The 24,926-nt window shown below is 68.2% G+C and carries 17 protein-coding genes and 1 pseudogene; 13 read left to right on the top strand and 5 right to left on the bottom strand.

All coding sequences use genetic code 11. The features are described from left to right. Positions 1-223 precede the first annotated feature (223 nt). Positions 224-703, top strand: coding sequence for a hypothetical protein (locus LZG04_RS15700; RefSeq protein WP_233817540.1), 480 nt, complete (start codon positions 224-226; stop codon positions 701-703). Between the two features lie 168 nt (positions 704-871). Here LZG04_RS15700 and LZG04_RS15695 read toward each other — a convergent pair whose 3' ends face one another. Beyond that, complete coding sequence (locus LZG04_RS15695) at positions 872-1,093, bottom strand: hypothetical protein (RefSeq protein ID WP_233817538.1); 222 nt, start codon at positions 1,091-1,093, stop codon at positions 872-874. An 18-nt stretch (positions 1,094-1,111) separates the two neighbouring features. Here LZG04_RS15695 and LZG04_RS15690 point away from each other — a divergent pair, with 18 nt between their 5' ends. The 9 genes and pseudogenes from LZG04_RS15690 (at position 1,112) to LZG04_RS15650 (ending at position 9,215) form a co-directional block, all read left to right on the top strand. Continuing rightward, entirely contained in the window at positions 1,112-1,327 is a 216-nt protein-coding gene (locus tag LZG04_RS15690; RefSeq protein WP_233817536.1) for a hypothetical protein, read from the top strand. A gap of 105 nt (positions 1,328-1,432) precedes the next feature. Further along, positions 1,433-1,573: pseudogene (locus tag LZG04_RS42550) on the top strand (helix-turn-helix transcriptional regulator); the annotation flags it as partial. Positions 1,574-1,579: 6 nt separating this feature from the next. Then, positions 1,580-2,146, top strand: a complete 567-nt coding sequence (locus tag LZG04_RS15680; RefSeq protein ID WP_233817580.1) for a hypothetical protein — start codon at positions 1,580-1,582, stop codon at positions 2,144-2,146. Then, positions 2,113-5,190 carry a hypothetical protein gene (locus LZG04_RS15675; protein ID WP_233817534.1) on the top strand — a complete coding sequence of 1,026 codons (3,078 nt, stop codon included), beginning with the start codon at positions 2,113-2,115 and terminating at the stop codon, positions 5,188-5,190. The genes LZG04_RS15680 and LZG04_RS15675 overlap by 34 nt, the downstream gene beginning before the upstream one ends. 95 nt (positions 5,191-5,285) lie before the next feature. Then, positions 5,286-6,416: a CHAT domain-containing protein gene (locus LZG04_RS15670; protein ID WP_233817532.1), complete on the top strand. Its 1,131-nt coding sequence runs from the start codon at positions 5,286-5,288 to the stop codon at positions 6,414-6,416. Beyond that, positions 6,413-6,757, top strand: coding sequence for a hypothetical protein (locus tag LZG04_RS15665; protein WP_233817530.1), 345 nt, complete (start codon positions 6,413-6,415; stop codon positions 6,755-6,757). The genes LZG04_RS15670 and LZG04_RS15665 overlap by 4 nt, the downstream gene beginning before the upstream one ends. Positions 6,758-7,021: 264 nt before the next feature. Next, positions 7,022-7,267, top strand: a complete 246-nt coding sequence (locus LZG04_RS15660; protein ID WP_233817528.1) for a hypothetical protein — start codon at positions 7,022-7,024, stop codon at positions 7,265-7,267. A 294-nt stretch (positions 7,268-7,561) separates the two neighbouring features. Further along, complete coding sequence (locus LZG04_RS15655) at positions 7,562-8,311, top strand: integrase core domain-containing protein (protein ID WP_233817526.1); 750 nt, start codon at positions 7,562-7,564, stop codon at positions 8,309-8,311. A 16-nt stretch (positions 8,312-8,327) separates the two neighbouring features. Continuing rightward, the gene (locus LZG04_RS15650) at positions 8,328-9,215 is read left to right on the top strand and encodes a hypothetical protein (RefSeq protein WP_233817524.1); all 888 of its coding nucleotides are present in this window, start codon (positions 8,328-8,330) and stop codon (positions 9,213-9,215) included. Here the strand turns inward: LZG04_RS15650 and LZG04_RS15645 are convergent. The 4 genes from LZG04_RS15645 to LZG04_RS15630 form a co-directional block, all read right to left on the bottom strand. After that, positions 9,212-9,520, bottom strand: coding sequence for a hypothetical protein (locus LZG04_RS15645; RefSeq protein WP_233817522.1), 309 nt, complete (start codon positions 9,518-9,520; stop codon positions 9,212-9,214). The two genes, LZG04_RS15650 and LZG04_RS15645, sit on opposite strands and share 4 nt — an antisense overlap. A gap of 18 nt (positions 9,521-9,538) precedes the next feature. Further along, positions 9,539-16,309: an RHS repeat-associated core domain-containing protein gene (locus tag LZG04_RS15640; protein ID WP_233817520.1), complete on the bottom strand. Its 6,771-nt coding sequence runs from the start codon at positions 16,307-16,309 to the stop codon at positions 9,539-9,541. Between the two features lie 51 nt (positions 16,310-16,360). Then, on the bottom strand, positions 16,361-19,840 hold the full coding sequence (locus LZG04_RS15635) for a LamG-like jellyroll fold domain-containing protein (RefSeq protein ID WP_233817518.1): 3,480 nt from the start codon (positions 19,838-19,840) through the stop codon (positions 16,361-16,363). Between the two features lie 1,461 nt (positions 19,841-21,301). Beyond that, a protein-coding gene (locus LZG04_RS15630; protein WP_374202827.1) for an IS5 family transposase occupies positions 21,302-22,164 on the bottom strand; the annotation gives its coding sequence in 2 pieces (ribosomal slippage) (positions 21,302-21,825 and positions 21,825-22,164; 864 coding nt in all). A 353-nt stretch (positions 22,165-22,517) separates the two neighbouring features. Here LZG04_RS15630 and LZG04_RS15625 point away from each other — a divergent pair. The 3 genes from LZG04_RS15625 to LZG04_RS15615 all read left to right on the top strand — a co-directional run bounded on the left by LZG04_RS15625 (position 22,518) and on the right by LZG04_RS15615 (position 24,702). Then, entirely contained in the window at positions 22,518-22,997 is a 480-nt protein-coding gene (locus LZG04_RS15625; RefSeq protein ID WP_233817515.1) for a hypothetical protein, read from the top strand. A 197-nt stretch (positions 22,998-23,194) separates the two neighbouring features. Then, positions 23,195-23,725 carry a SigE family RNA polymerase sigma factor gene (locus LZG04_RS15620; protein ID WP_233817514.1) on the top strand — a complete coding sequence of 177 codons (531 nt, stop codon included), beginning with the start codon at positions 23,195-23,197 and terminating at the stop codon, positions 23,723-23,725. 137 nt (positions 23,726-23,862) lie between these two features. Further along, positions 23,863-24,702 carry a hypothetical protein gene (locus LZG04_RS15615; RefSeq protein ID WP_233817512.1) on the top strand — a complete coding sequence of 280 codons (840 nt, stop codon included), beginning with the start codon at positions 23,863-23,865 and terminating at the stop codon, positions 24,700-24,702. Positions 24,703-24,926 lie beyond the last annotated feature (224 nt).

Here is a 24,926-nt window from a genome sequence, read left to right as displayed (position 1 = left end):
CACACCGTGGCTCTGCGACTGCTGGCCGACCGGCGCGACGAACCAGGGCGTGTCCGCGCCGACACGGTCAATCGCCTGCACAAGCCGCTGACGAACACAAGCGACCACCTACGCAGCTCGCGGCGGAAGTGGCAACTGGGCGAATGCCTGCCGGAGCGTCGGCCGATACCCTGGAAGAGCACCGCCGCCGTTCACCCGACCAGGGGAGCTTTCATTGGCGCGCTTGCGTTTTCTCGCTCACGCCACCGGTGCCGTGGCGCTGACGGCCGTCCTGTCCGCCGCCGTGCTCACCGGTACTGCCAGTGCGTGCAGCTGTCTGCCCTATGACACCGAACCACAGCGCTACGCACGGGCCGATCACGTGTTCAGCGGCCACGTGTCCGCGTCCACCGTCCTGGAGCGCGGCAAGCCCAACTACGTCTGGGACGACCTGCGCGCGTACACCGTGCAGGTCGACCAGGAGTACAAGGGCGACGTGCCGGCGACCGTGATCGTAACGACCCACTACGCCGGGTCGATGTGCGGGCTCTCGCTCTACGTCGGCCAGTCGTACCTGGTGTTCGCGTTCGGCGACTCCACCGGCGGCGAGGTGTCGTCCCACTACTGCTCCGGCACCCGCCCGGCCAACGCCGGCCCGCCCGTGACGACCACGGCGATGGCAGCCCCAGCCGCAGCACCCACCTGCACCGCCGCCGCTGCCTGACCCCCGGACCGGAGGTGGGTGGCCGCCACCACCCACCTCCGGACACGTGTTGCGGCGCTTTGATGGCACCCGTTCACAGCTGACGACGGCCTCGACCCCGCAATCGAGCGCGGAGCACCGCGTACCGGGGTTGTCCGTCGTGATGCGTGGCTAGAGGTTGAGGTCGATTTAGACTGCGGCGTGGTCGGAGGCACCGTGACGTGATTCGGTGATCTCGGGGTAGATGCTCCGCTGCTGGGGTGGGTTGATGTTGTCGGGGTCGCCCAAGAGTCCTTTGCGGAACACCCCGCCCGCTGTGGTGAGGTCGGCCGGTTCGGGTGAGACGAGGATGTAGTCCAGGCGGTTGCGCAGGCTGCACGACTGGAACGTTGTGCTTGCCGAAAACGTCATCCGTGCAGGTCAGGCTGCATGGTGGTATTCGTTGAGGATGCCGCCCAGTCGTTGTCGTCGGCGGATGTCGAGTCGGGTGGCGGCTGCTTGATTGGTGGCTGGTCGTGGCAACCCGATACACGCCAGGTATCACCTTCGAACGACCCGGCACGGCAGATGCGTGTGTTCGCCGACTGCTTCGCCACCGATTCACGCATCCGCAACCGGACCGATTGCCCGGCCGAACTCGCGTAACCAACACTAGGCCGATCGGATGACCGGCCGCCGGTGTTCATCTGTCGCCCTGCGGGGGCGCTATCGTTCGATTCCGGCAGGGGTCGCCCGGACCGAAAGGCACCAATGACGATCCAGTTCGGCGCAGAGCTGCGGCGGCTGCGGCAGCGGGCGGGGATGACGCAGGAGGAGTTGGCTGACCGCGCTGGACTGGGTGTGCGCACTGTTCGAGGAATAGAGACCGGTGCGCGCGGTCGTCCTCAATTGGGCACCGTGACGGCGTTGGCCGACGCGCTGGGCCTCGCCCCGACCGAACGGAAGGCGTTGCTCGCGGCCACCGGCGACGATGGCCCGAAGCGGCCTCAGGACGACCTGCTCACAGCCCTGTCCGTCGGTACGCGTGGGCGGTTGGCGTGGACCGCACAGGAACTCGCCCTCGTGGTGCACACGCGACTTCGGCGGGAGGAAGAGCTGCGGCAGATCCACGACCCGGCGCCGTTGCCGGTTCGTTGGCGTCCCGCGCCAGTCGGGTTGGTCGACTCGTGGGACAACATCAGCGGGGCCGAGCCGGGCCAGGCAGGGCAGCCGATCCCGCTGGTCGACGAGCGGGACCGCCTCGTTCCGTTGTACCGGCAGATCCCGTCCGGCCGATTGGTGGTGCTCGGTCCCGCAGGATCGGGCAAGACGATCTCGGTCACGCGGTTCGCACTCGACCTGTTGGCGGTGCGGGGCGTGGACGACCCGGTGCCGGTGATCTTCGACATCAGCACGTGGATCCGGCCACGGCGTCCCTGCGGAGCTGGTTGGTGGACCGGCTGGAACGCGACCACCCCGGTCTGACCGAGACCTTGCCCGCCGGAACGATGGCCGACCAACTGGTCATGACGGGTCGGGTCCTGCCGGTACTGGACGGGTTCGACGAGATCGCACCCCGCAAGCGCCCGCAAGCGCTGGCCGAGCTGAACGCCATCACTATGCCGTTGCTGCTGACCAGCCGAGTTGACGAGTACGCCGCCGCCATCGAGACGAGCAACGTGCTCTTCGCGGCCACTGCGGTGGAACTGGCCGACCTCACCGTCGACGAGCTTGCCGACTACCTCCCGCGCACCATGGGTCGACGCGCTGGTGGACAGCTGTGGGAACCGGTCCTGACCGAGGTGCGTGAAAACCCGCGCGGTGCCGTCGCGACGGCGCTGACCACGCCGTTGATGGTCAGCCTCGCGAGGACGATCTACAGCGACACGCCGGACCGCGACCCGGCTGAGCTGCTGGACACCGACCGGTTCAGCACTCCGGAGGCGATCGAAAATCATCTGCTGGGCGCACTCATCCCCGCGGCCTACCGCAAGGGAGTCGGGTGGAACCCGAACTGGGATGCCGAACGCGCCCAGCGGTGGTTCGGTTTCCTCGCCCGGCGCATGGACCGCCTCGGCACCCGCGACCTGGCATGGTGGCAGCTCGGCAGCTCCATCGGCCGGATCTCGCGGGCGCTGGTGATCTGGGTTGCCGGGGGGCTCGTCTTCATCGCCGCGGGCGGAGCTGTCGGCTGGATGGGTGCCGCGCCCGTCAACGGACTGCTGTTCGCCGTCGCGGCGGCGTTGGTTCTCGGACTCGCGCACGTGGTCGAAGGTGCGGCCGTCGCGCCGTTCCACCTACGCCTCCGATTACCTCGCACAGGTTGGCGGAGGCCGAGGACTCTCGTCTCCAGGTTCACCATCGGTCTCGTGCTCGGAGTCGCGTACTGGATCGCCGGAGCGGAACGTGATCCGGTGGTCGGGCTCGGTGCCGCGGCGCTGGGCGGGGTTGTCCTCGTGCTGATGGCCGGCCTGGAAGTGCCCACCGACGTCGGATCCGCCCCACACCCTCGCACCGTGCTGGGCATCAACCGCGAAGCCGTGCTGCTGGAAGGGCTCGCGCTCGGTCTGATGTTCGGTCTGGTGGTCGGATTCGCCCGCGGGCTCTGGTCAGGGCTCGTGCTCGGACTCGCGGGTGCTCTCGGCTTCGTGCTGACCGCGTGGGGGCATTGGGTGGTGGCCCGCACGTGGTTGCCGTTGACCAGGCGGCTGCCTTGGGCGGTTATCTCGTTCCTGAACGACGCTCACGAGCGGGGGATCTTGCGCCGGACCGGAGCGTCCTACCAGTTCCGGCACGCCAGGCTCCAGCATCACCTGTCCGGGCGTGTCCGGGGGCACGATGACGAGCCCGCGGTTCCGCTGTCCGTCCTCGAACGCGTCCCCCAGAGCCGGTCCACCGCGGACCTCCGGCCGCGCGAACTCCTCCGCGGCTTAGGCGCCGGACCACGCGTGCCGGTCGTGATCGGGCTGGTGGGTCCCGCCGTCGCGGTGATGTTGTCGCTGGTCACAGCACGGTCGTTCGCCTCGGCATGGGGCTTCGCGGTGTCGAGCACCGGCGCGTTGGTCGCGGTCGTCGTCGCACTCACCGCAGGTCAGCTGCTGGTGCAGTGGGCGACATTGTGGCTCACGCCCGCCGCAGTCGACCCCAGTCGTCTCGAGCGGATGGCGGCTCATGCCCGCGAGGTCGCACGGAGGAGGGAACAGCGTTGGGAGGCCGAGCACCGGCCGCCCTCGACCGTCAGCGAGCAGACCCAGTGGGACAGGCCCGACGAGTGGGACGACCGGCCGGGGCACCACCACTACGCCGGACGCCGTCCCCGCCGAGGGCTGCTGATCGGCTCGTCCGCGATCGAAGCGGCCACGGGTGCCGCGCACACGTGCGGTGTCGTGGTGGACGCGCTGTGGCCCCGGCTCGCCCGGGTCGTGCCGGACCGGGTGCGTCGGCACGTCACCTGGCTGGACCGAGGGATCGCGTTCTTCCGGGTGGTGTCGGCCAGTGCCGTCGCCTCCACGGCCGTGCTCGCGGCGTCCCGCTCGTTCGCGCTGGCCACGATCCCGGCGCTGCTGTTCCTCCTCGTCGTGTTCGCGGTCCGGCCGCAGGTCGGCGAGGTCTACGCGGCCCGCGCCGACGCCACCGACATGTACCGCCTCGATCTGGTCCGTGCCCTGCGCCTGCCGGCCCCACGCACCCACGACGGGCTGATCGCGATGGGCGACCGACTGATGGGCGCGCCGGTCCCCGACGGCCCGGTCGAGTCCTGGGAACTGATGGACGACCAGGGCAGGCCGCCCCGTGGCTTCCGTCCGGAGGAGATGGAAGAGATCACCGAGCGGCTGGGCGAGCTGGTCGCCTCCGAGTCACGCCGAGCGTTGGACCACCTGTACCTCCGGTTGGCGGCCGACCGCGACCTCGCGCCCAAGATCGAACTGGCCGAGCACGACGCCCAGCGGTTGGTGCAGGACGTCACCGACCGCACGGCGAGCATGCTCGACGCACGGCTGTCCCGAGAGTTCCGTGAACTGCGGGTTCAGCTGGGAGAGGAGTTGACCAAGGTCATGGAGAACGCCCTGGCAGGGCCGGAACTGGTGAACTTCGCCGGGTACCTCGTGGTCGAGCTGGGTGCGGGTGGCGGTGTCGCAAGCACCGGGACCGGGGTGGTCGTCGCACGGCCGGGCTCGTCCCTCGAGCTGACCGTGTCGGTGGTGGCGGACGACGCCTCCTGGGACGCCGCGCCCGACCGGCTGACCACGTCCGACGCCTTCCTGGCCTTGGAAACGGTGCAGGTGGAAGGCGGCCGCACGGAGCCCGAGGTGGCGTTCGAAGCGATCGTCGACAGCGCCACGATGAACCCGCACCCGCACCGCGTGCCGATGCGCGTTGCCCAGCCCCAGGGCGAACGCCAGGAGACGATCACGCTGCGCTTGCCCGATAACGAGGACCGGCACGAAGTGTGGTTGCAGCTATTCCAGTCGGGACGCCTCGTGCAGGCCGTCGCGATCACCGTCGACACGCGTGCTGAGTCGGGATGACCCGGTCGAGAGGCCCGTCCGTGCGGGTGCGGATCGCGCCGTCATCGCGTGGCCTGCGGGTGGAGTTCGAGGCGGCGCGGTGGCGGGTTCGGCCGGTGGCGGTGACGCTGCCCGACCCGGGGCGGATCGCAGAGGTGCGGCGGGAGTTGCACGCCGGACTGACCAAGGTGAAGGACCTGCTCAGCGCGGTCGAGGTGGCCGACGAGCTGGTGCCGGAGCTGGCGAGCACACTCGGTTCGATGGGCAGGCGGATGGTACTTGTGCTGTTCGGCAACCAGCCGGCCACGATCCGCCAGGTGCAGGACTTCTGGCAGGCCGCCGTGCCGGCGTGGCGCAACGGTGGGCACACCGCGGTGGTGGAGTGCCTCGGCGACGAGGGCCACCTGCTGCCATTGGAGTTCCTGCCGCTGTTCGACATCGCGGGCTGCGATGACGGTGTCACCGATCGGACGGACTTCCTGCGGGCATGCCGCTCGTTCGTCGGGTTCTCGTGCGTCGTACGACGGCGCATCCTCCCGGTGCCGGTGGCCCGGGACGGTGGTATCCGTCCCGGGCAGGACGGCCGCCTGACGGTGCGCTACCTGCAGGACGACTCGCTGCCGGGCGCTGACGTGGAGCGGGAGTGGCTAACCGGTGAGGCAAGCGCACGCGTGCGTCTACGTGGGCCGTACCCAAACGACGGACACACTGCGGCCGACGTCGCGGGGCACATCTTCGACCCGGTGGACGACCGCGACGACCCGGACCATGTCCAGCACTTCTCGTGCCACTGTGACACGACTACGACCAGTCCGCTCGACTACGAGCTGACGCTGCGCGGCGCGGGCCGTGCGTTGCGGCTCACCTTGGGCGGTCTGGGCGACCACCTGGTCAAGCTCGGCGCCCGCGCACCTCGACCGGCGCGGACCATGCCCCTGGTGTTCCTCAACGCGTGCGGCTCATCCAGAATGGACGCGACGAGCACGCTGTCGTTCCCGAAGCTGTTTCTGGAGAACGGGAACCGCGGCTTCCTCGGCACCGAGGTGGCGATCCCGGACGAGGAGGCGGCCGAGTTCGCGGTGGCGTTCTACCGCGAGCTGCTGCTGGGCGGCGCGAGTTTCGGCGTTGCGGTGCACCGGGCACGGATGCGGCTGCTGGAGAAGTTCGGCAACCCCATAGGCTTGGCCTACTCGGTCTACGGCAACACCGATCTCCAAGTTGTGCAACAGGAAGCGAGCCAACGATGAACGCACCCGACCCGGCACCGCGCGAGACGATCCGCGTGTTCGGCCTCGATGAAGCCGAACCGGCCCGGACCGACCGGTCGACGGGCCGCCGACAGGACGATTTCCGGTTCGAACGCAGCGAGATCCCGGTCGAGGAGTTTCGGCGCCGTGTCGAGGACTTCATGGCGTCGATGCGCGATGTCATCAGCGGCCTGGCCACGACCGCAGGCGATTACCAGCTGGACCAAGTGCAGGTCACCGTAGAGGTGAGCGCCAAGGGCAAACTGTCGCTGTTGGGTACCGGCGGCGAGCTCGCGGGCAAGGGCGGGCTGACGTTCACCTTCAAGAAGTCGACCGAGTGACCGGCTGCCGCCGGTATGGAGGTGCCGTCTCGGCCTGGGCCAAGCGCAGGTCGCGCAGACCGATGAGGCGGCGTGCGCTACGCGCAGCGGCGGAGGTCAGTCGATCATGTCACCGTTGGAAGAGGTCTGGGACCCGATCGCCCATAGGGCGAACATCGAGATCCAGACTCGAGACCGAGCGGATTCCGCGAACACCCTGTGCCGCTCAAAAAGTCATCGCCGCTGGTAGAACGAGGGCGCTGTCGTCTTTGGGAGCATGGCCGGGTGATCGTGTCCCTGCTGTACAAGGTGACCCGGAAGCTGCTGTCCGTCCCGGCGGTGTTGCTGCGCGGTCAAGCGGCGAAGGACGCCGAGCTGCTCGTGCTGCGCCACGAGAACGCCGTACTCCGTCGGCAACTCGCCGGTGTGGGGTGCCAGAACTCTGCACTGAGGCGCCGACCTGCAGCGATCGCGCACCATAGGCTGCAGGAGGATGATCGCGAGGCGTGGCGTTACGACTGTTGTACCTGATCTTCATCCAGGTCGTCGGCTGGTTGGCTCTCCTTGGCCGGTCATCGGCGGCCAAGGACGTGGAACTACTGGTGCTACGACACGAAGTCGCCGTACTGCGCCGTACCAACCCCCGCCCGCGGCTGGAGTGGGCAGATCGCGCGGTGCTCGCCGCGTTGGTGCGCCGACTCCCCCGACTGCTGCGCGAGCACCGAGTGGTGACGCCGGGCACCCTCCTCGATGGCACCGGCGCCTGGTCGCGAAGAAATGGACCTACCCCACCGCACCGGCCGCCCACCTGTCGACGACATCATCATGACGTTGATCGAGCGTATGGCCCGCGAGAACGCCGGCTGGGGCTACCGCCGGATCCAGGGCGAGCTGCCCAAGCTAGGCCACCAGGTAGCCGCGTCAACGGTTCGCCGCGTGCTCAAGCGCCTGCGGGTACCACCCGCGCCCCAGCGCGACACCGACACCTCCTGGCGACGGTTCCTGCGCGCGCAGGCCGCGAGCATGTTGGCCTGCGACTTCTTCCACGTCGACTGCGCCGTCACCCTCAAACGGGTCTACGTGTTCTTCGTGATGGAGCTCGCCACCCGCTACGTCCACATCCTCGGCACCACCACGAACCCGAACGGCCCCTGGACCACCCAACAAGCCCGCAACCTACTCATGGACCTCGGCGACCCGGCCAACGACTTCCGATTCCTCATTCGAGACCGGGCCGAACAGTTCACCGCCTCGTTCGACGCGGTCTTCTCCGATGCGGGCATCCAGGTCATGAAGAGCCCACCACGGTGTCCACGAGCCAACGCCCACGCCGAACGATTCGTCGGAACCATCCGACGCGAAGCCACCGACCGACTACTCATCCTCAACGAACACCATCTGAGATCAGTGCTGCAGCTCTACGTGGCTCACTACAACCACCGCAGACCGCACCAAGCCCTACAACTCGCACCACCACGACCGGACCGACCGATCGCAGAGCCGAGCTGCACATCGATACGTCGCCGACCAGTCCTCGGCAGCCTGATCAACGAGTACGAACCCACAGCAGCCTAACCGCAGGTCAGAGCACATGGCCGACTTTTGGCACCTCACACCTTCACCGGGGACTTATCGGCTGGTCACGACCCTGACCGACGCCCGCCGCCACCCCGCAGCCGCCCTGGTCGCCCTCTACCGCCAGCGTTGGGAACACGAATCGGCGTACTACGCCCTGCGCCACACGATCACCGCCGGACGCGTTCTACGCTCGGGCGACCGGGTCGGGCTCGAGCAGGAGATGTGGTCCCTGTTCACGCTCTATCAACTCCTGCGCACCGTCATGGTCGACGCCGCGGAATCCCGGCCCGGCACCGATCCCGACCGCTGCGGATTCACCATCGCCCTGCACGCCGCCCGCGACCAGGTCGTCCAGGCGACCGGAATCATCGGCGGCAGCAACGAAAAACCCGGGATCATCGCGCATCGTCTCCTGGCCGCGCTCCTTCCACCCCGACGCCCAAGGGTGAGTACCCGCAAGGTCAGATCCCCGATCTCCCGCTACAGCGAACGCCGCGACGACGGCAGACCCGACCGAAGCCGCGCCGTCACCGCCCTCGACATCGGCGTCCTGGAACCCCCGGATCCGCAGCCCGCGCTGCCTGCCGCCTCCCGGGACGACCGCAATACCACCCCCGCCGAGCGTCGCAGGCATCGGATTCTGGTCCTGTTACAGGAAAATCCCACCCGTCTCTGGCGACCCCACGACATCGCGGTCCACTTCGGCGACATCACCCTCGACACCATGTACAGACAACTCTCCCGATGGGCCGACAGCGGACTCATCCACAAGATCGGCCCCGGCCTCTACGCCGCCACACCTGGTCGGCCACTCCCTTGCAGGAGAACGGAAATCCTTAACTACCCGGCCTTAGGTCAAGTCCCCACCTCCCGACCCGCGATCCCTACCCGCCCCTGCTAATCACCCGTGATGAACAAGTAGCCGCTGAGCCCTCTCGCTTCTTTCGCTGCGACCAGCACCTCGGCCACGAGGTCCCGTTCGGGCCCGATCAGCTCACCCGATGTCAGCAGCGCACCGAGTTCGCTGATCAGGCGGTCGAGCTGGATGAAGTTCAGCATCGTGTCCGTGTACGGGTCGATCACGTCCATCACACGACTGCCATTGGCAGCGCACCGCCGCGCCACTCCCAGGAAGGAGTTCGCCGAGTCATCGGTGAAGCTTCTGACACGATGGTGCGTCTGGTCCTCGACGTGGAAGAGCAACACCTCTCGACCTTCCCTACGTCAGTTCGGCCTACCGGGGTGCATGGTAACCACCCGACCATTGGGCTCGCTGATCACTGTGTACTCCCTGGTCGGTAGTCCGGATTGATCCACGCCGATGATGTCCTGCGCGGTGCACACTCTGGCGCACCGGCCGTTGGTCTGCACGACGCCCGGAACGCGCGCGGCGTCGTCAACCATGTCGAGGAAGTCATCATCGGTGAGATGATCTTCGAATGTCGACTTAGTCGGGACGTTGTTCTTGCCTCCCCTGACATGCCCGTTCTTCGTATGCCGCAGGCCAGTTGCGTCCATCCAGGGGTCGTCGCAGTTGTGGACCAGCAGATCACTGCCGCCGGTCACCACATAGTAGGTATGGATGCCGTCAACGGTCAGATCGTAAACCGGCTCGCGGTGAACGTACCTACGAACGCTCGCGACCTCCGCCCACGACGCGTCCGACGATGTGAGCTGCTGGCCGGGCCTAAGGTCGCCGATGTTGACGAAGCGTCCCTCGGCAGCTACCCAGACAAGGTGCCACGAAGTGGCGTCGACGGTGCCGGTGGTGCCGTCCTCGTCGGCGACGGTCAGCTTGGTCATGTCGTCTTCGTCATCGTGGACGATGGTGGCGACGACGGCGCGGTCGGTGGTTTCGCCGATGGTGGGGTCGGTGGCTTTGACCTTGTCGCCGAGCTCGACTTCGGAGATCGGTTTGGTCGAGCCGTCGGCCATCAGCACCAGGGTCGTGGCGACGAAGCTGTGCTTCGCGCAGCTCCCGCCGCCCTTCGAGGTCAGCTTCTGGAACTGTTCGGTGGCGGCGCGGGTGACGTTGTCGGCGATGGTCTGGACTCGGCGAAGGACGCCCTTGGCCTTGTCGATGATGCCGGTGAGGCGGCTGACCGCTTTGACGGCGTTGTAGCCGGCTTCGAGGATCTTGCCGACCTTGCCCCACGGCACCAGACCGGCAACCAGGCCGCCGCAGGCCCAGATGTCGCCCTTGGAGAAGCAGTCGACGATGTCGTTCCAGCCCGAGATCTCCTTGAGGACCTCCCAGGCGACCTCCTTGATCACGTCCCACTTCGTCTTGTGCGCGTCGGCCAGTGCCCGCTGGTAGTCCTCCCAGCTGATGCCCTCGGAGGCCAGACCGCTCTTCAGCGCGTTCTGGTTGTTCCTGTTCGCCTGCTGCCACGCCCGCTCACGGCCGAGGTAGGTCTGCCGCTCCTGCTCGTAGCTCTCCCTGTCCTGATGGAGGCTGGAGTTGTATCCGCACAGCACGCCGTCGGGGCCGCAGTCCTTGAGCAGACCGGTCGGGTCGCTGAACGTCACCGGGCTGTTGTTGGCGTAGGCGTAACCGTTGAGCTGCTGCGGATCATTGTTGTCGATCACCGGGTCCGCGGACAGGAACCTGCCCGACGACTCGTCGTACAGGCGTGCGCCGACCTGGGTCAGGCCCGACTCGTCGTTGCGGCCGCCGACGAAGCCGAGGCGGTCCGGCCATTCGGGTGGCGCGGTGCCGCGCGAAGCCCCGAAGGGCGTCTGACGGCGCTGCGTGACGGTCTGGGCGTTGTCGTTGGCCACGGAGAGCTGGTTGGTGCCCTGGTGGTCCGGGATCAGCCACTTCAGCCCGGAGATGCTGTTGCGCACCGCCACCGTCTGGCCACCGTGGGAGTACCAGCGCGTCCAGGACGGAGTGGACGTACCGTTCTCCAGGCGGATCTCCTGACCGAACGCGTACAGCGTGGTGGCCGACGGCTCGCGGCTGATCAGGCGGTTGCCGTCGGCGTCGTAGACATAGGTCGACTTGTCGGTGCCGTCGGCGTTGGCCACGCTGGCGACACGACCTTCGGCGTCGTACTCGAGAACCTGGGTGTCACCGCCGATGGTGCGCGACTTCGTGCGCCCGGTCTTGTCGTAGGCGAACGTGTCGAGCGCGTCACCGTTGGGGCCGGTCGTCGCGACCGACACGGCGGTGTGCGGCTGCGGAGCGCCGAGGATCGGGTAGTCGGTGGTGCGGGTGATGTCGCCGGCTGTGGTGTGTTGGGTTTCGGTGCGGCGGTTGCCGGTCTTGTCGAAGGTCCACGAGTGCCAGTACGGCGCGGCGCCACCGAGGGCGGTGGTGGACTTGGTGGCGGCGCAGTCGCCGGTGGCCGGGGTCCAGGCGTCGGTCATCCGGCGCAGGTGGTCGTAGGCGAAGCACTGGGTGTCGGCGGCACGCCCCTCGGGGGTGTCGGCGATTTTCTTGATGTTGCCGGCGGGGTCGTAGCTGTAGGCGCGGTCGGCGAGTTCGGGTTCGGTGGTGGTCTCGCGTTCGACCACCGTGCGTTCCGGGCGTCGGGTGCCGACCTCGTAGAAGTTGGTGATCGCGAGGTTCTTGGCGGTGTCGGCGCTGCTGCCGTACTGCAGTCTCAGCACTTCGCCGAAGCTGGAGTAGCCGGTGGCGGAGACGTAGACCTCTTGGCCGGACTGGGTCGATTCGAGCTGGCCGTTGGCGGTGTTGTAGTACGACCCGACCGACTCCGAAGGGACGATCACCTTGCCGCCCGAGCTGACCGTCGAGTAGGTGATCGATTTCGGTTTGCCGTTGTAGGTATAGTCCTGCTTCACCTCGTATGTCGCCGGCAGCACGCCGGGTGAGGCGGGCACCACCAGCTTCTGGCCCTTGGGGCGTCCGGCGGCGTCGTAGCCGGTGACGTACTTGTGGTAGACGAGGTTGCCCTCGAACCGGCGGGCCGACTTGAGCAGGCCGATGCCGCCGGTCGCGGTGTCGTACTCCCACGAGGCGAGTTTGGGGCCGGTCAGGGAGTCCTGGTGCTTGGCGATCAGCCGGCCGAGGTCGTCGTAGGCGTTGGCGACGGTGCGGTTCTCGGCGTCGGTGGAGGACAGGACCTGGCCCGCGGCGTCGTAGGCGACGGTGCTGCGGCCGGTGTCGGGGTCGTTGGTCTCGACCAGTCGGCCACGCAGGTCGTAGGTGTACGACCAGGTGTTGCCGTCGGGGTCGGTGACGGCTTTGAGCAGCCCGGCGGCGTTGTAGGTGTACTTGGTGGCGTCGTGAGGGCTGTCGGGGCCGTTGGTGTGCTGCCACTTCTCGGTCGTCCGGCCCTGGGCGTCGTTGATCAGGGTGGTGGCTGTCCCGCCGGGCGGCGGGGTGGTCTTCACCCGGTCGCCGCCGTAGGAGGTGGTGGTGTGCCACTGGTTCTGGCCGAACTTGCGGTAGGTCGCTTTGATCGACCGCGCCATGCCGTCGTACTCGGTGACGGTCTGGTTGGGCACTTCGTTGTCGAAGACGCCCGCGAGGTTGCCACCGGCGGGCGCGGTGTTGTTCCAGTAGACGCCGTTGGTCTTGTACGGCAGGCCGCGCGAGTCGTAGAACGTGTCGGTGATCTGACGCCCGCCGTCCGGGCCGGGGGACGGGATCTGGGTCTGCCGTTCACGCAGCAGGCCGTCGTACAGGGTGTAGACGGACAGGTACTGGCCGTTGTCCTGCAACTGCTTGGAGACGACGACGCTGGTCTTGTCGTTGTTGTACTGGTACTCGAACATCGCGTTCGCCGGAGCCGTCGCCTTGTCGAAGCCGGGCGTCCAGGCGGCGGTCAGGCGACCGAGAGGGTCGTAGGCCAGGTCGGCGCGGCGGTTGTTGGCGTCGACCGAGGCGACCGAGAGGCCCCAGGCAGGCTCCAGGTACTCCTGGCTGACGTGACCGAGCGGGTTGGTGCTGGTCAACTGCTTGAGCGGACCGGTGGCCGGTGTGTAGGCGGTGGTGGTCTTCTTGCCACGTGCGTCGTAGACGTCCAGCGGCCGGCCGTAGGCGTCGTACGTGGCCTGCGAGGCGGTCACCCAGGTCTGGCCCGAGGCGTCCCACTTGTCGAGCACCTCGACCTTGGTGATCAGCCCGCGAGTCGGCGGAACGTCGTGTGCCTGGCCGTCGTAGTACGACCGGACCAGGGACTGGACGTTGGCCGGTGACGCCTCGACCTCGCACGTGCCCACCACGGTCTCCACCTGCGAGGCCAGGGTGAGCAGCAACGCGCCCTCGTTGCGGGCGAACCTGTTGCGGGTGCAGGTCTCGTCACCGGTGACGGCCTCATCGCCAAGGTCCTCGGTCACCTCGACGATGCCCTCGGCGGTGAAGGCGAGCTTGTTGACCTTCGTGCGCCGCCAGGAGCCGTTCTCCAGCAGCGTGCGGCCGCGGACGGAGGCAGTGCCGGTGACGAACGCCTTGTTGCCCGCCGCGTCGGTGGCGGTCGGGGTCTCGGGCAGGTACGGGTCGTTGACCGACGCCGCGACCATCACGCCGTCGTTGTACTGGCGGGTCTCGCGGACGAACCCGCGCAGCCGCGGCACGTCCGGGATCGGAGGGCCTTCTGAAGCGGTGATCGAGGCCGGGCGGACGCCGTCGGGCAACCCGTCGCCGTTGGTGTCACCGGGCTGCCGGTCGCCCTGCATGCCGCGGCCGTAGACGACCTCCGTCTTGGACCGCTTCTCCTGCGGGTTGCCCTTGATCGTGGCGACCTTTTCGTAACCACGCCACTGCGACCAGGTGCGGCGGACCGGTTCGCTGAACTCGGCCTCGTCGAAGTGCCACGCAGCCTTCCCGTCGTACTCGTAGTCGGTCTGCACGGGGGTCGAGGCACCGGTACGGTCGTTGTCGATGACCCGGTCGACCACGTACTTGTGGAACCAGTGCAGCTGCGGCTCCATCGCACCGTCCGGCGTCCACCACGACGGGTAGCAGCGCAACGTGTTCGCCTCGGGCGACACAGGCATCCGCGTGCCCACCGCGCAATCGGGATCGCTGTACTTGACGGTGGTGTGGCCACCCGCCTCGTTGGTGATCCCGGTGAGCCGGAAGCGGGTGATCGTCGAGTAGTTGTCGCCGGTCGGAGGGTCGACCCGGTTGGCCATGGCGGTGTGCGCGAACACCGTGGGCGGCAATGCCACGCTGCCGCCCACCAGGCCGGTGTGGGTGACCGAGTGGAGGTTCATCGCCGGAGAGAGACCGCCGTTGGCCAGGAACTGGTGCTCCAGCGACCACGAGTCGACGTCTTGGAACGTGGACGCGCCGTTCGCGACCCGCGTCACGACCTTCGTCAAACGCTTGCGCGTGAAGAACGACGGCGTCAACCGGTGCGTGCACGACTCACCCACCGCGCACACCTGGTCGAACGGCACGTCCGGCCAGTGCCCGGCGGTCGAGGCGTTCAACTGCGCCGGATCGCACGTGATCGCGTCCTTGGGCAGGCAGCGCTCGGCGGCCTCGAAGCTCACCTTGGCACCGGGGTGCGCGAACACGTCGTCGCTGCGCAACCCGTATTCGACCCGGTCCAGCCACCCGCCGCGCACGTAGTCCGTGCCCTTGTTGGCGTCACCGTTGCGGCCGTAGCGGTTGAACTCCCGGTTGTAGTAGTAGGTCGTCACGTCGCCGTGCGGGTCGACCGAGTAGTCCAGGTTCCACCGGTACGCCTGCTGGCACCACGACGCGTCGAACGTCGCGGCGTGGCACTCCTCGTTGGCGTGGTTGCCGTACACCGGCACGGTCCACGCCGACTGCGTCTCCGGCTTGCCGTCCGTCCAGCCCGGCAGGCGGTTCATCCCCAGGAAGTACTGGGTGCCGTCGGTCGTGGTGACCTTCCAGTGCTCACCGTTGTTGTCACCGTTGACCGCACCGAACAGCCGCTCGATGCGCGCGCCGTCCTCGGACTCCGCCCGCCACTGGTCCGTACCCGGAATGTTGATCAGCTTTCCCGACACGCCGACCAGGCTGATCGTCGCGTTGTGCGTCGCCCAGCACTGGTCACCGGTCTTGGTCTGCCCGTTGTTCCCGCCCAGGTCGAGGCTGCACGGCTTGTACTGGCGCTCGATGAACCCGGCCGGCGCGAGGTCCCAGCCGTCACCGGCCCACGACGCCTGGTTGTTCGTCGACGACGTCCTGCCGTCCAGGCTCTGCGCCGAGTACCCCAACGACAACTTCGGCGCCGCGCCACCGATCGCCGGTGGCACCCGCATCGGCAGGCCGTAGGTGAAGTCACCCGACGAGCCGCCCGCGCTCCACGACCCGGCCGGGGCCAACGACGTCGCACCATACGTACCCGCCGTGCTCGCCGACGCGGCCACCGCGGCGAACACCACCGGCTCCGAGGACGTCAACGTCGTCGTGCCGGACAACACTCCGGCCGCGGTGTTGTTCGCGGCGCCCGCCACGGGCGTGGCCACCTGGCACTCGGTCTTGTCCGGTGTCGTCGCCGCGCACGCGGGCAGGCTGACCAGCCGCAACCGGGCGGCGTAGTCGCCACCGAACGCCGACGCGAACGACGAGTAGTCGAACGTCACCGCCAACGGCTTGTCCTTCACCCCGCCGGCATCCGCAAGGCTGAACACCACCCCGCTGGATTCGGGCTTGCGGTCGTGCACCCGCACCCGCACCGTGGCCGCCGCAACCTGACGTGCGCTCGCCTCCTGGGGCAGCCCCACCGCGACCGGTGTGCCCACGGCCCGGATGGGCCGGCCCGTCGCGCGAGCCGCGGCCTGTGCCGGCGTGCCGCCCTCGGCCGCGAAGTCCACCTCGGCAGTCGTGGCAGCGGGCCAGGAAGCCTGCGCCGGAGCGGTCACCACGTGGTTCTTCGCCGGATCCTCCGGCACCGCCTCGACCGGCACCGCCCTGGTCGGGATCGATCGCTCCAACTGCAGCGACACCCTCCACGCCTGGGTCGAGGCCATCGCCACGGCCTGCCCGGTCGAGGCGGTCAACACCAGCACGACACCGAACGCGGCGGCCTTCCGGGCCAGCTTCCGCACGGCAGCACTCACAACAGGGCCTCTCGTGACGTCTCGGATCGAACCGGTGGCTCAGAAGTGCCTGGTGGACTCGTACACGGTGCGGATCTGCTCGCTGGTGAGAACACCGGAGTAGACGCGGGCGTCGTCCACTGCGCCCTGCCACACGTCCGCTTTCTGCGAGCCCCAAAGGCCACGGCCGAGCCACAGCGGACCGGAGCCGTTCCACCCCGTGACGCCGCTGCCGTCGGTCGTGCCGGAGAAGTTGACGGTCTGCCTGTCGCCGTTGACGTACAACGCGATCCGACCGCTCACCGCGTCATACGTGCCCGTCAGGTGCACCCACTGACCCGTGACGATCGCGTTGTCCGACAGGGCGACCCACCACATCGAGGTGGCCGGGCCCTGCGTCATGAGGAACGCCCACTGCCGGTTCTCCGGGCGGTACTGGAGCATGAACGGCGAGTACTGCGCGTCGCCCAGGCTGACCGCCGCACGCGCGGCCTGGTCGTTGTCCAACCGCACCCACGCCGACACCGTGTACGACCGGTCCGTGCGCAGGTTCACCGGCCGGGAAGCGGTGACCTGACCCGAGCCGGACGTGTCGAACTGCAACCACTCGTCCTCGCCGGTGCGCGGCCGGTCCGGGTCGTCCGGGTCGTCCGGCGTGCCCGCCCAGGTCGCACCCCCGGAGATGGTGGCCTGCTGACCGGACACCGACTCCCGCGTGGTGGTCCCGGTCCGCTCGTCCAACCCGAGTCGGGCCCGCAGCACCGCCCGGTTCGCGTCCTCCGCCGCGTCCTCGGCCGTCACCACCCGGTCCCACACCCGCACCGAGTCGATCGCACCCGGGAAGTGGTTCGACGCCTCACCCGCGGACTTCGCCCGACCGACCACGAGACTGCCACTCGGGTTCCACAGCTGCGCGGTCGTCGTGCCCTCCGGCTTGCCATCGACGTACAGCGTCAACGCCTTGCTGTTCGGCTCGTAGGTCGCGAGCAGGTGCGTCCACACACCGACCTGAGGCGGAGCGGCCGACGTCACCCTCGCGTACGACGCCGGTCCGTCCGCGTCGTCGCTCGGCGTGGTGATCGCCCAGCGGTCCGCGTTGACGGCGTACTGCAGGTAGAACGAGCTCGCTCGGTTGCCGTCCTGGCTGACCAGCGTGGCGTAGGAACCCTTGCTGTTCAGCTTCGCCCACGCGGACACCGAGAACGCCCGCGACGTGTCCACCACCGTGGAGGCCGACGCGGCGAAGCCACCGTTGAGCGTCAACGCGTTGCCGTCGTACCCCGCAGCGAACGACGCGGCACCGGACAACGCGAGCGGACGATTCCCTCCGCTGCTGTCGGCCGCGACCGTGCCCGACGTCTCGTCGAACGCCCATACCGCCTTGGGCAGTGCCTTCCCGGCGACGTGGAACGTGTAACTCGTGTTCTGCGGCGACGGGTTGTTCGCGCGGTCGAACGCACGTACGTGCAGCACGTTCGTACCGACCAGCGTCGGCGTGATCGGCACCGTCACCGACCCGTCGGCCGAGGTGACGTCGACGATGTTCGTCATGGCCGTGTCGTTGTTCAACGACCACCCGTACTTGCGGACGTCCGTCCTCCCGTCCGCTGGGAGAACGGGGGTGAACGTGAACGTGCCGGTCTTTCCCACACTGCCGTGGTTGAAGCCCGAACCCGGGTAGTCGGCGGACGAGACCGCGGGCGCGTTCGGCGGCGTGGTGTCCACTTCGAACTCGCAGGCCGCCGATGACGGACTGGTCAGCTGACCGTCATGGCTCACGACCTGCCACGTGTACAAGCCGCCTTCCCCGGTGAGATCCGCGGGCACCGTCCACTCGCTGTAGGCACCCGAGCCGACCTCCGTGCCACCGAACAACCGCCCATCCCACACGGCACCTGAACCCACCCCGGTGAGCAGCCGGTACTCGCCGTACACGTTGCTGTTGTCAGGATCGCTCACCCGCGCACGCAGTCGAGGAGTCCTGGTGGACACCACCGGCCGATCGGCACCCGTGCGGCACGGCAACGCGTGGTCCGGCGTCGACCCCTCCATACCCAAGTCGGTCGGGGTGTTCGGGTAGCTGTTGTACTGGACCTCCAGGTACGGGTTCAGGTCGAACCGCCGCCACGACGTGTTGAGCGCGCTCTCGTCCTCCGCCTTCAGCACGAACGTCGTCCAGGACCACGAGCCTGCGGCCGCGGAGGTGATGGCGTTGCCCACCTCGAACCCCACGTTGCCGTCGGTCGGGCAATTGCCCGGGTTGTTGCGCACGTTGGTGCTCGACTGGTACTGCCCCCAGCTCGTCTGGTTGTTCCACGTCGTGTTGGCGTCGATCCAACCTGCCAACCGGAGCTCGGTCGCCGAAGGCGCGCACGAGTACGTGTTGATCACCTTCGCGCGCATGATCGCTCGGTGGATGTACTTGCCGATCAACGGCTCGGTGTTCATCTGCAGGTAGGACCGCGACACCGAGTTCTTGGTGGCATGGTCGCCCAAAGCCACGGGGTTGACGAAGCCGGCCTTCAGATCGCTCAGCGCCCCACCCGTGGCATCGAAGTTCCTGGCATCCGGCCAGTGGTCCTGCACCACCGCGTGGTGCACCTTGCCGCAGTTCCCGCAGTAGTACGTGGGGTCGAGCACCACGGGGTACGTCGTCCCCGGGTCGTCGAGGAATCCCTGGTCCGGCGTGATCGCCAAAGCCTCGGGCGTGACCTCGACCTCCATCGCGGTCTGCCGATCACCCGGCACCGACTCACCCACATGCTCACGCGGCCCGTCACCGGAGGAATCCCACATCTGCGACGCGTCACCGACGAACACCGGCTTGCCCGCACCGTCCCTCACCACCAGGTCGCCTGCCCCAGGGACCGAACCGTGCTCCACCCGCACGTCCTCCGCGTGCGTCGGGAACGTGACCGTGTCCAGGGCCGGGTTACGCCCCGCCTCCGGCGTCTTGATCACCAACAGCTCGCTGAAACCCTCCAGGTGCGCCTCGACCCGCAAGTCGACGTCCGGCAGCACGTTCGGGTAGGTCAGCGTCGCCCCGTCCACCACCGGCTCGGGCAACTCGCCGTCCCACCGCAAACCGACCTCATGACCACCCTGCGCGACCTTGGCCAACGGATAAGCCTCGGCAGCCGTACCGCCCGGCGAGAACGCCACCTCCACCGTCGACGCCTTCGGCGCGAACGAACCGTCCGCCCTGCGCTCCAACGTCAAGTCGACCGGCACCCACCCGTCACCACGCCGCACCCGCACCGGCTGCACGTGCTGCGTGAACGTCATCGAGCCGTCCGGATTCGCCCGCACCTCATCGGTCTCCGTGGTCGCCGACTCCACCACCACCGACTCCCCGCTCCGCGCCGCGTAACGAGCAGCCGTCGCCTCGTCCGGTGCCGATTTCGGCACCTCCGAACCCGTAATCTCCGGCTGAGCCACCGCACCAGGCGGCACCACCACAACACCGGCAGCGACCGTGGCGACCAGCGCCAGAGCGAAAGCGCGCAGGGTCGAACCCCGCGCGTGCACGCGCGAACCCATAGAAAGATGCCCCCCGGCTCGCGCTGAACACGCGATTTGTGCTGAGTCCCCCGACCCGAGGAGGAATCATGACGGTTCAACCAACCCCGCCACAGCGGCCGAACGGCTCAATGACCGCCAGGTGTGCCTATGATCAGCGTCTCACCCGAATACCGTTGCCTACCACCAACGTTCGTCACGGCGCGTGCTGTTACCATCCCCGCTCATGCGAATTGGGGGGATCATCCGACGATGTCCCGAACCCTGTGGCCGAGGCGCACCCGAGCACCAGGCACACGCCGACCCGGGAACCTGGGAACCGAGCCCGAGGCACATCAAGCAGCACCAGGGCGCGCGGTAGCCCCACCCCACCGACCACGTAGCCGACCACCGAACCCGAGCACCCGGGCACAGCAGCCGAAACGGTCGAGGCCCGCGGTCGTCGAGGCCAAGCAGCGCACGGCGGTGAACACGGCACGGCACCCAGACCCGCCGCTGTGCGATCCCCACGAGGAAGCCGCCGGGATACGGGAGAAACCTGGGACCCGTAGGTGGCTGACCCCTGCGGTGCCGCGCGGGCTCCGGTAGGGGTCACCGACGGGTGAGATCGCGTATTCAACTGTCGCGAGTTCTTAACGGAGTGTAGCGGGGAGTGATCACCGGTCAATCGTCCGCAGACGCGACGCGCTCGACGGGCATGGCAGCTCAGTAGTGCTCAGGCCCACCTCGCCCCAGCTGGAATCAGGAGGTTCGTGGCAGACGAGAAGACCGTCCGGACGACGCAGCACCTGGCGGACTTCTGGGACATCACGAACATGCAGCAGTTCAGCGCCTACCTGAGGCATCTTCGAGGTGAACGGTCGTTGCGCGAGATCGCCCGTTGGTGTGGCACTGGGAGGCCAGACTGCCCACATGTCGATCCGCGACCTCCGGTTCGCCTCCACTCGCTCCTACGCGACAGTCGGCTTCTTCATCGGTTTGATCGAGATCAGCTTCGGTGCTACCTCAATGCCTGCGAGCAGGGCGAACGCCTCGATGAACTGGTCCTCGTACTCGAGGATCTCCGATGGCGGTGGCCGCACGAGAGGACTCCAGGGCGGCCACGCGGTCCTGAACCGGAACCCGAGCCCGTTCCGACCGCCGCCCCCAACGACGTCGTTCAGTGGATCTCTCTTGCAGCCGTCTCGGGGGTGATCGGAAACGCCGTCTACGACGGGGTGAAGTCCGCGTTGCGTGCCTTGGGTAAGCGCTGGCGCGCAACGCGCGGGAGAAAGCGCGCGGCCGAGCCTGAGCGACGATCGGCCGAAGAAGTAGCGCACATGATGGAACTGGCGCGCGGCATCGTGGCGCTCCGGTTCCCGACAGCCGCCAGTCTTTGCCCGAGTGGGGCTCGTCGGGACTCCAGCAGGCCAGAACTCTGGCAGGTCACTGTGCACGATGGCGTGACCGGGCTGGTTTATCTAGGTCGTGTCCTGTAATTCGTTATCGCAGCCAGAGGATGATGGCGGCGATGGTGAGTTCGGCTTGGTAGTAGGCGGCGCGTTTGGCGTAGCGGGTGGCCAGGCCGCGGAACTGCTTGAGCCGGTTGAAGCAGCGTTCGACCACGTTGCGCTGCTTGTAGCGTTCGGTGTCGAAGGCCGGTGGCCGCCCGCCGCGTGAGCCCAGGGCCGCGCGGTGGGCGATCTGGTCGGTGCGTTCCGGGCAGGTGAACGCGATGCGGCGGGTTCGTAGTGCCTGTCTGGTCGACTTGTGCGAGTAGGCCTTGTCCGCGATGACCGCGTCGGGTCGGACGCGGGGGTGTCCCGGCCCGACGCGGGCGACGCGGATGCCGTCCAGCAGCGGCAGCAGTTGCGGGTTGTCCCCGGCCTGGCCGGGTGTGATCAGGATGCGCATCGGCAGGCCGCGTCCGTCGACCGCGAGGTGGATCTTGGTGGTCAGTCCGCCCCGGGACCGGCCGAGGCCTTCCCCGTCGACGGCGAGGGCCCCGACCCGGGCGGCGCATCCCCCTTTTTCCGGGCCCCGGCGGCGTGCTGGTGGGCCCGGACGACACTGGAGTCGACGCTGACGATCCACTCCAGCTCGCCGACGGAGTCGTCCTTGACGATCACCCGATCGAGGATGCGCTGCCAGGTGCCGTCCGCGGTCCAGGTCCGCAGCCGTTCGTGGGCGGTCTTCCAGGGCCCGTAGCGTTCGGGCAGGTCGCGCCATGGTGCGCCGGTACGCAGCTTCCACAGGATCGCGTTGATCACCTGACGGTGATCGCGCCACCTGCGGCCACGCCCGGACACCGGTAACAGCGGCTCGATCGCCGCCCACGCCCGATCGGTCAGTTCACCACGGCCCACCATGCACCAGACCTACCAGACGCCCTGATCACCGGCTTACAGGACACCGCCTAACCGCAGGTCAGGCCCTCTGGCCGACTATTGACACCCGACAGGAGTCAATCGCCCGATTTTGTAGGCGGATTTCCGGCGGAGGACACTAGGGGCACCATCACCCAGGCATGCTCTCAACACGCTGACACTCGCGCTACCAGCGACAACGCTGTCGAGCGGTACAGGTTGGTGGTGGCGCCGATGCGCGGCACCCGACTCGGCGAAGTGCCAACTGGGCGAATGGCTGCCGGAGCGTCGGCCGATACCCTGGAAGAGCACCGCCGCCGTTCACCCGACCAGGGGAGCTTTCATTGGCGCGCTTGCGTTTTCTCGCTCACGCCACCGGTGCCGTGGCGCTGACGGCCGTCCTGTCCGCCGCCGTGCTCACCGGTACTGCCAGTGCGTGCAGCTGTCTGCCCTATGACACCGAACCACAGCGCTACGCACGGGCCGATCACGTGTTCAGCGGCCACGTGTCCGCGTCCACCGTCCTGGAGCGCGGCAAGCCCAACTACGTCTGGGACGACCTGCGCGCGTACACCGTGCAGGTCGACCAGGAGTACAAGGGCGACGTGCCGGCGACCGTGACCGTAACGACCCACTACGCCGGGTCGATGTGCGGGCTCTCGCTCTACGTCGGCCAGTCGTACCTGGTGTTCGCGTTCGGCGACTCCACCGACGGCGAGGTGTCGTCCCACTACTGCTCCGGCACCCGCCCGGCCAACGCCGGCCCGCCCGTGACGACCACGGCGATGGCAGCCCCAGCCGCAGCACCCACCTGCACCGCCGCCGCTGCCTGACCACCCCCGGACCGGAGGTGGGTGGCCGCCACCACCCACCAAAGCTGCGATCCCGTCGTGCCGCACGTGATCCGGTCCAGCGGGTCCGCGCCCATCGCCATCTCGATCGCCCGCTGACCCGCCGGTGACGTGCGGGCAACCATTCGGCCGCCCCGACTGGTACTACCAGTCGGGGCAGTTGGCCGAATGGGGGCGCGGTGGAAGTACCCGAGGGGTTCGAGGAGTTCGTGGCCGGGGTGTCGCCACGCCTGTTGCGCACCGCGTACCTGTTGACCCGCGACGCCGGGCACGCCGAGGACCTGGTGCAGGCCGCGTTGACGAAGGCGTGGCTGGCGTGGCGGCGGGTGAAGGGCGACCCGGAGCCGTACGTGCGCCGGATCATCGTCAACACCTACGCCACGTGGTGGCGGCGGCGCTGGCACGGCGAGGAACCGACGGACGTGCTGCCGGAGCGGGTCGGCCTGCCCCCGCAGGCGGCCGTCGACGAACGCGTCCGGCTGTGGCGGGTTCTCGGAACGCTGCCGCGCCGCCAGCGGACGGTGCTGGTGCTGCGCTTCTACGAGGACATGACCGAGGCGCAGGTGGCGCAGGTGCTCGGCGTCTCGGTCGGCACGGTCAAGAGCCAGACGAGCAAGGCACTCGCCAGGCTGCGGACGGACCCGTCCTTCGGCGGGGAGTTCGGCGAGGGCTTCGACGGGCAGTTCGACGGGACAGGGGTGCACAGGTGACGCCGCACGACCTGAGCGAGGTCTTCCGCCAGTACGCCGACCCGCCCGAGATCCCCCACACCGTCCGCATGGACGTGCTCCGCACCAGAGTCCGCAGAGCACGGCGGCGCCGGGCGTCCATCGTCGTCGCGTGTGCCGTGCTCGCGCTGGTGTGCGGCACCCTGGTGACGAGGCCGGCGCTGCTCGACTCACGACCCGCCGCGCCGGACCCGTTCCCGGAGTACTTGTTGAGCTCGCGCGTCATCGCCCAGACCGGGGGCCACACGCCGGACCCGCTCACGCTCAGGTTCACGCCCGACGATCTCGAAGGCCTAGAGTTGATCTTCAGCTGTGCCATCGGGGACAAGCACGACTTGAACGACACGCGAACGCTCAAGGTATCGCTCACCGTCAACGGGAACGAGGTGGAGCAGCTGGACTGCGGGCCCAACGAGAAGGGAATCGGCAACCAGAAGATGACCGAGAGCCTGCGCGTCGGTCAGCAGGCCTCGGTGGGGATGACGGTGCTCGGGCAGCAGACCGGCGTGCGGTACGACGGCTCACCGGAACCGCCGCTCGAACCGATCCCCGACGAGATCGGGCTGCGCCTGGCCGTCGGCGAGCACGTCCCGGTCGCCGAGTACCCCCTGCCGCCACCACCAAAGGAACCGGTGATGCTCGACGACTACCTGAGCAAGGAAGCCGACGTCGTCCTGCGAGCTGACCCAAAGAACCCGAACCTGCCGCAGAAGGTCGTCGTCCCATGGCGCCCCCTGTCCGGCATCATCATGTGGAACGGCTCACCCGGCCGCCTCCGCGTGCTCATCGGCGGCGAGACCATCGCCGATCAGAGCAACTACCAGTACGCGCCCACCGGCATCACCAACTCCACCGGGTACGACTCCGTCAACCTCGTGCCCGGGCAGCCGGTCGAGATCAGCGTCGAACCGGAAGCAGCGCACGGCGACTGGTTGGTGATGCTGGTGGAGAAGGACTGACCGCGCCCACCACTCCCACACCCGCGCGCCGCGGTCGTCGGCGTCGAAAGAAACGACGCCAGTTCCCGTCCCTGTCCGACGACCACGGTGCGCTCGGCCCGGGAGAAGCAGCGCAGCGGGGTAACGGCCACGGCACCCACCTCAACCATCCACGTGACCACGACTCTGCGGGGTGCAAGAACTCCGCGCTGGAGGCGCGCCGGCGGCGGCGGTCGCGCACCACG

Origin of the sequence: Saccharothrix sp. S26 (genome assembly GCF_021390395.1) — a bacterium.
Taxonomy (GTDB): domain Bacteria; phylum Actinomycetota; class Actinomycetes; order Mycobacteriales; family Pseudonocardiaceae; genus Actinosynnema.
Note: the sequence above shows the minus strand (reverse complement) of the source record. Positions and strands in the feature narration are given on the sequence as shown.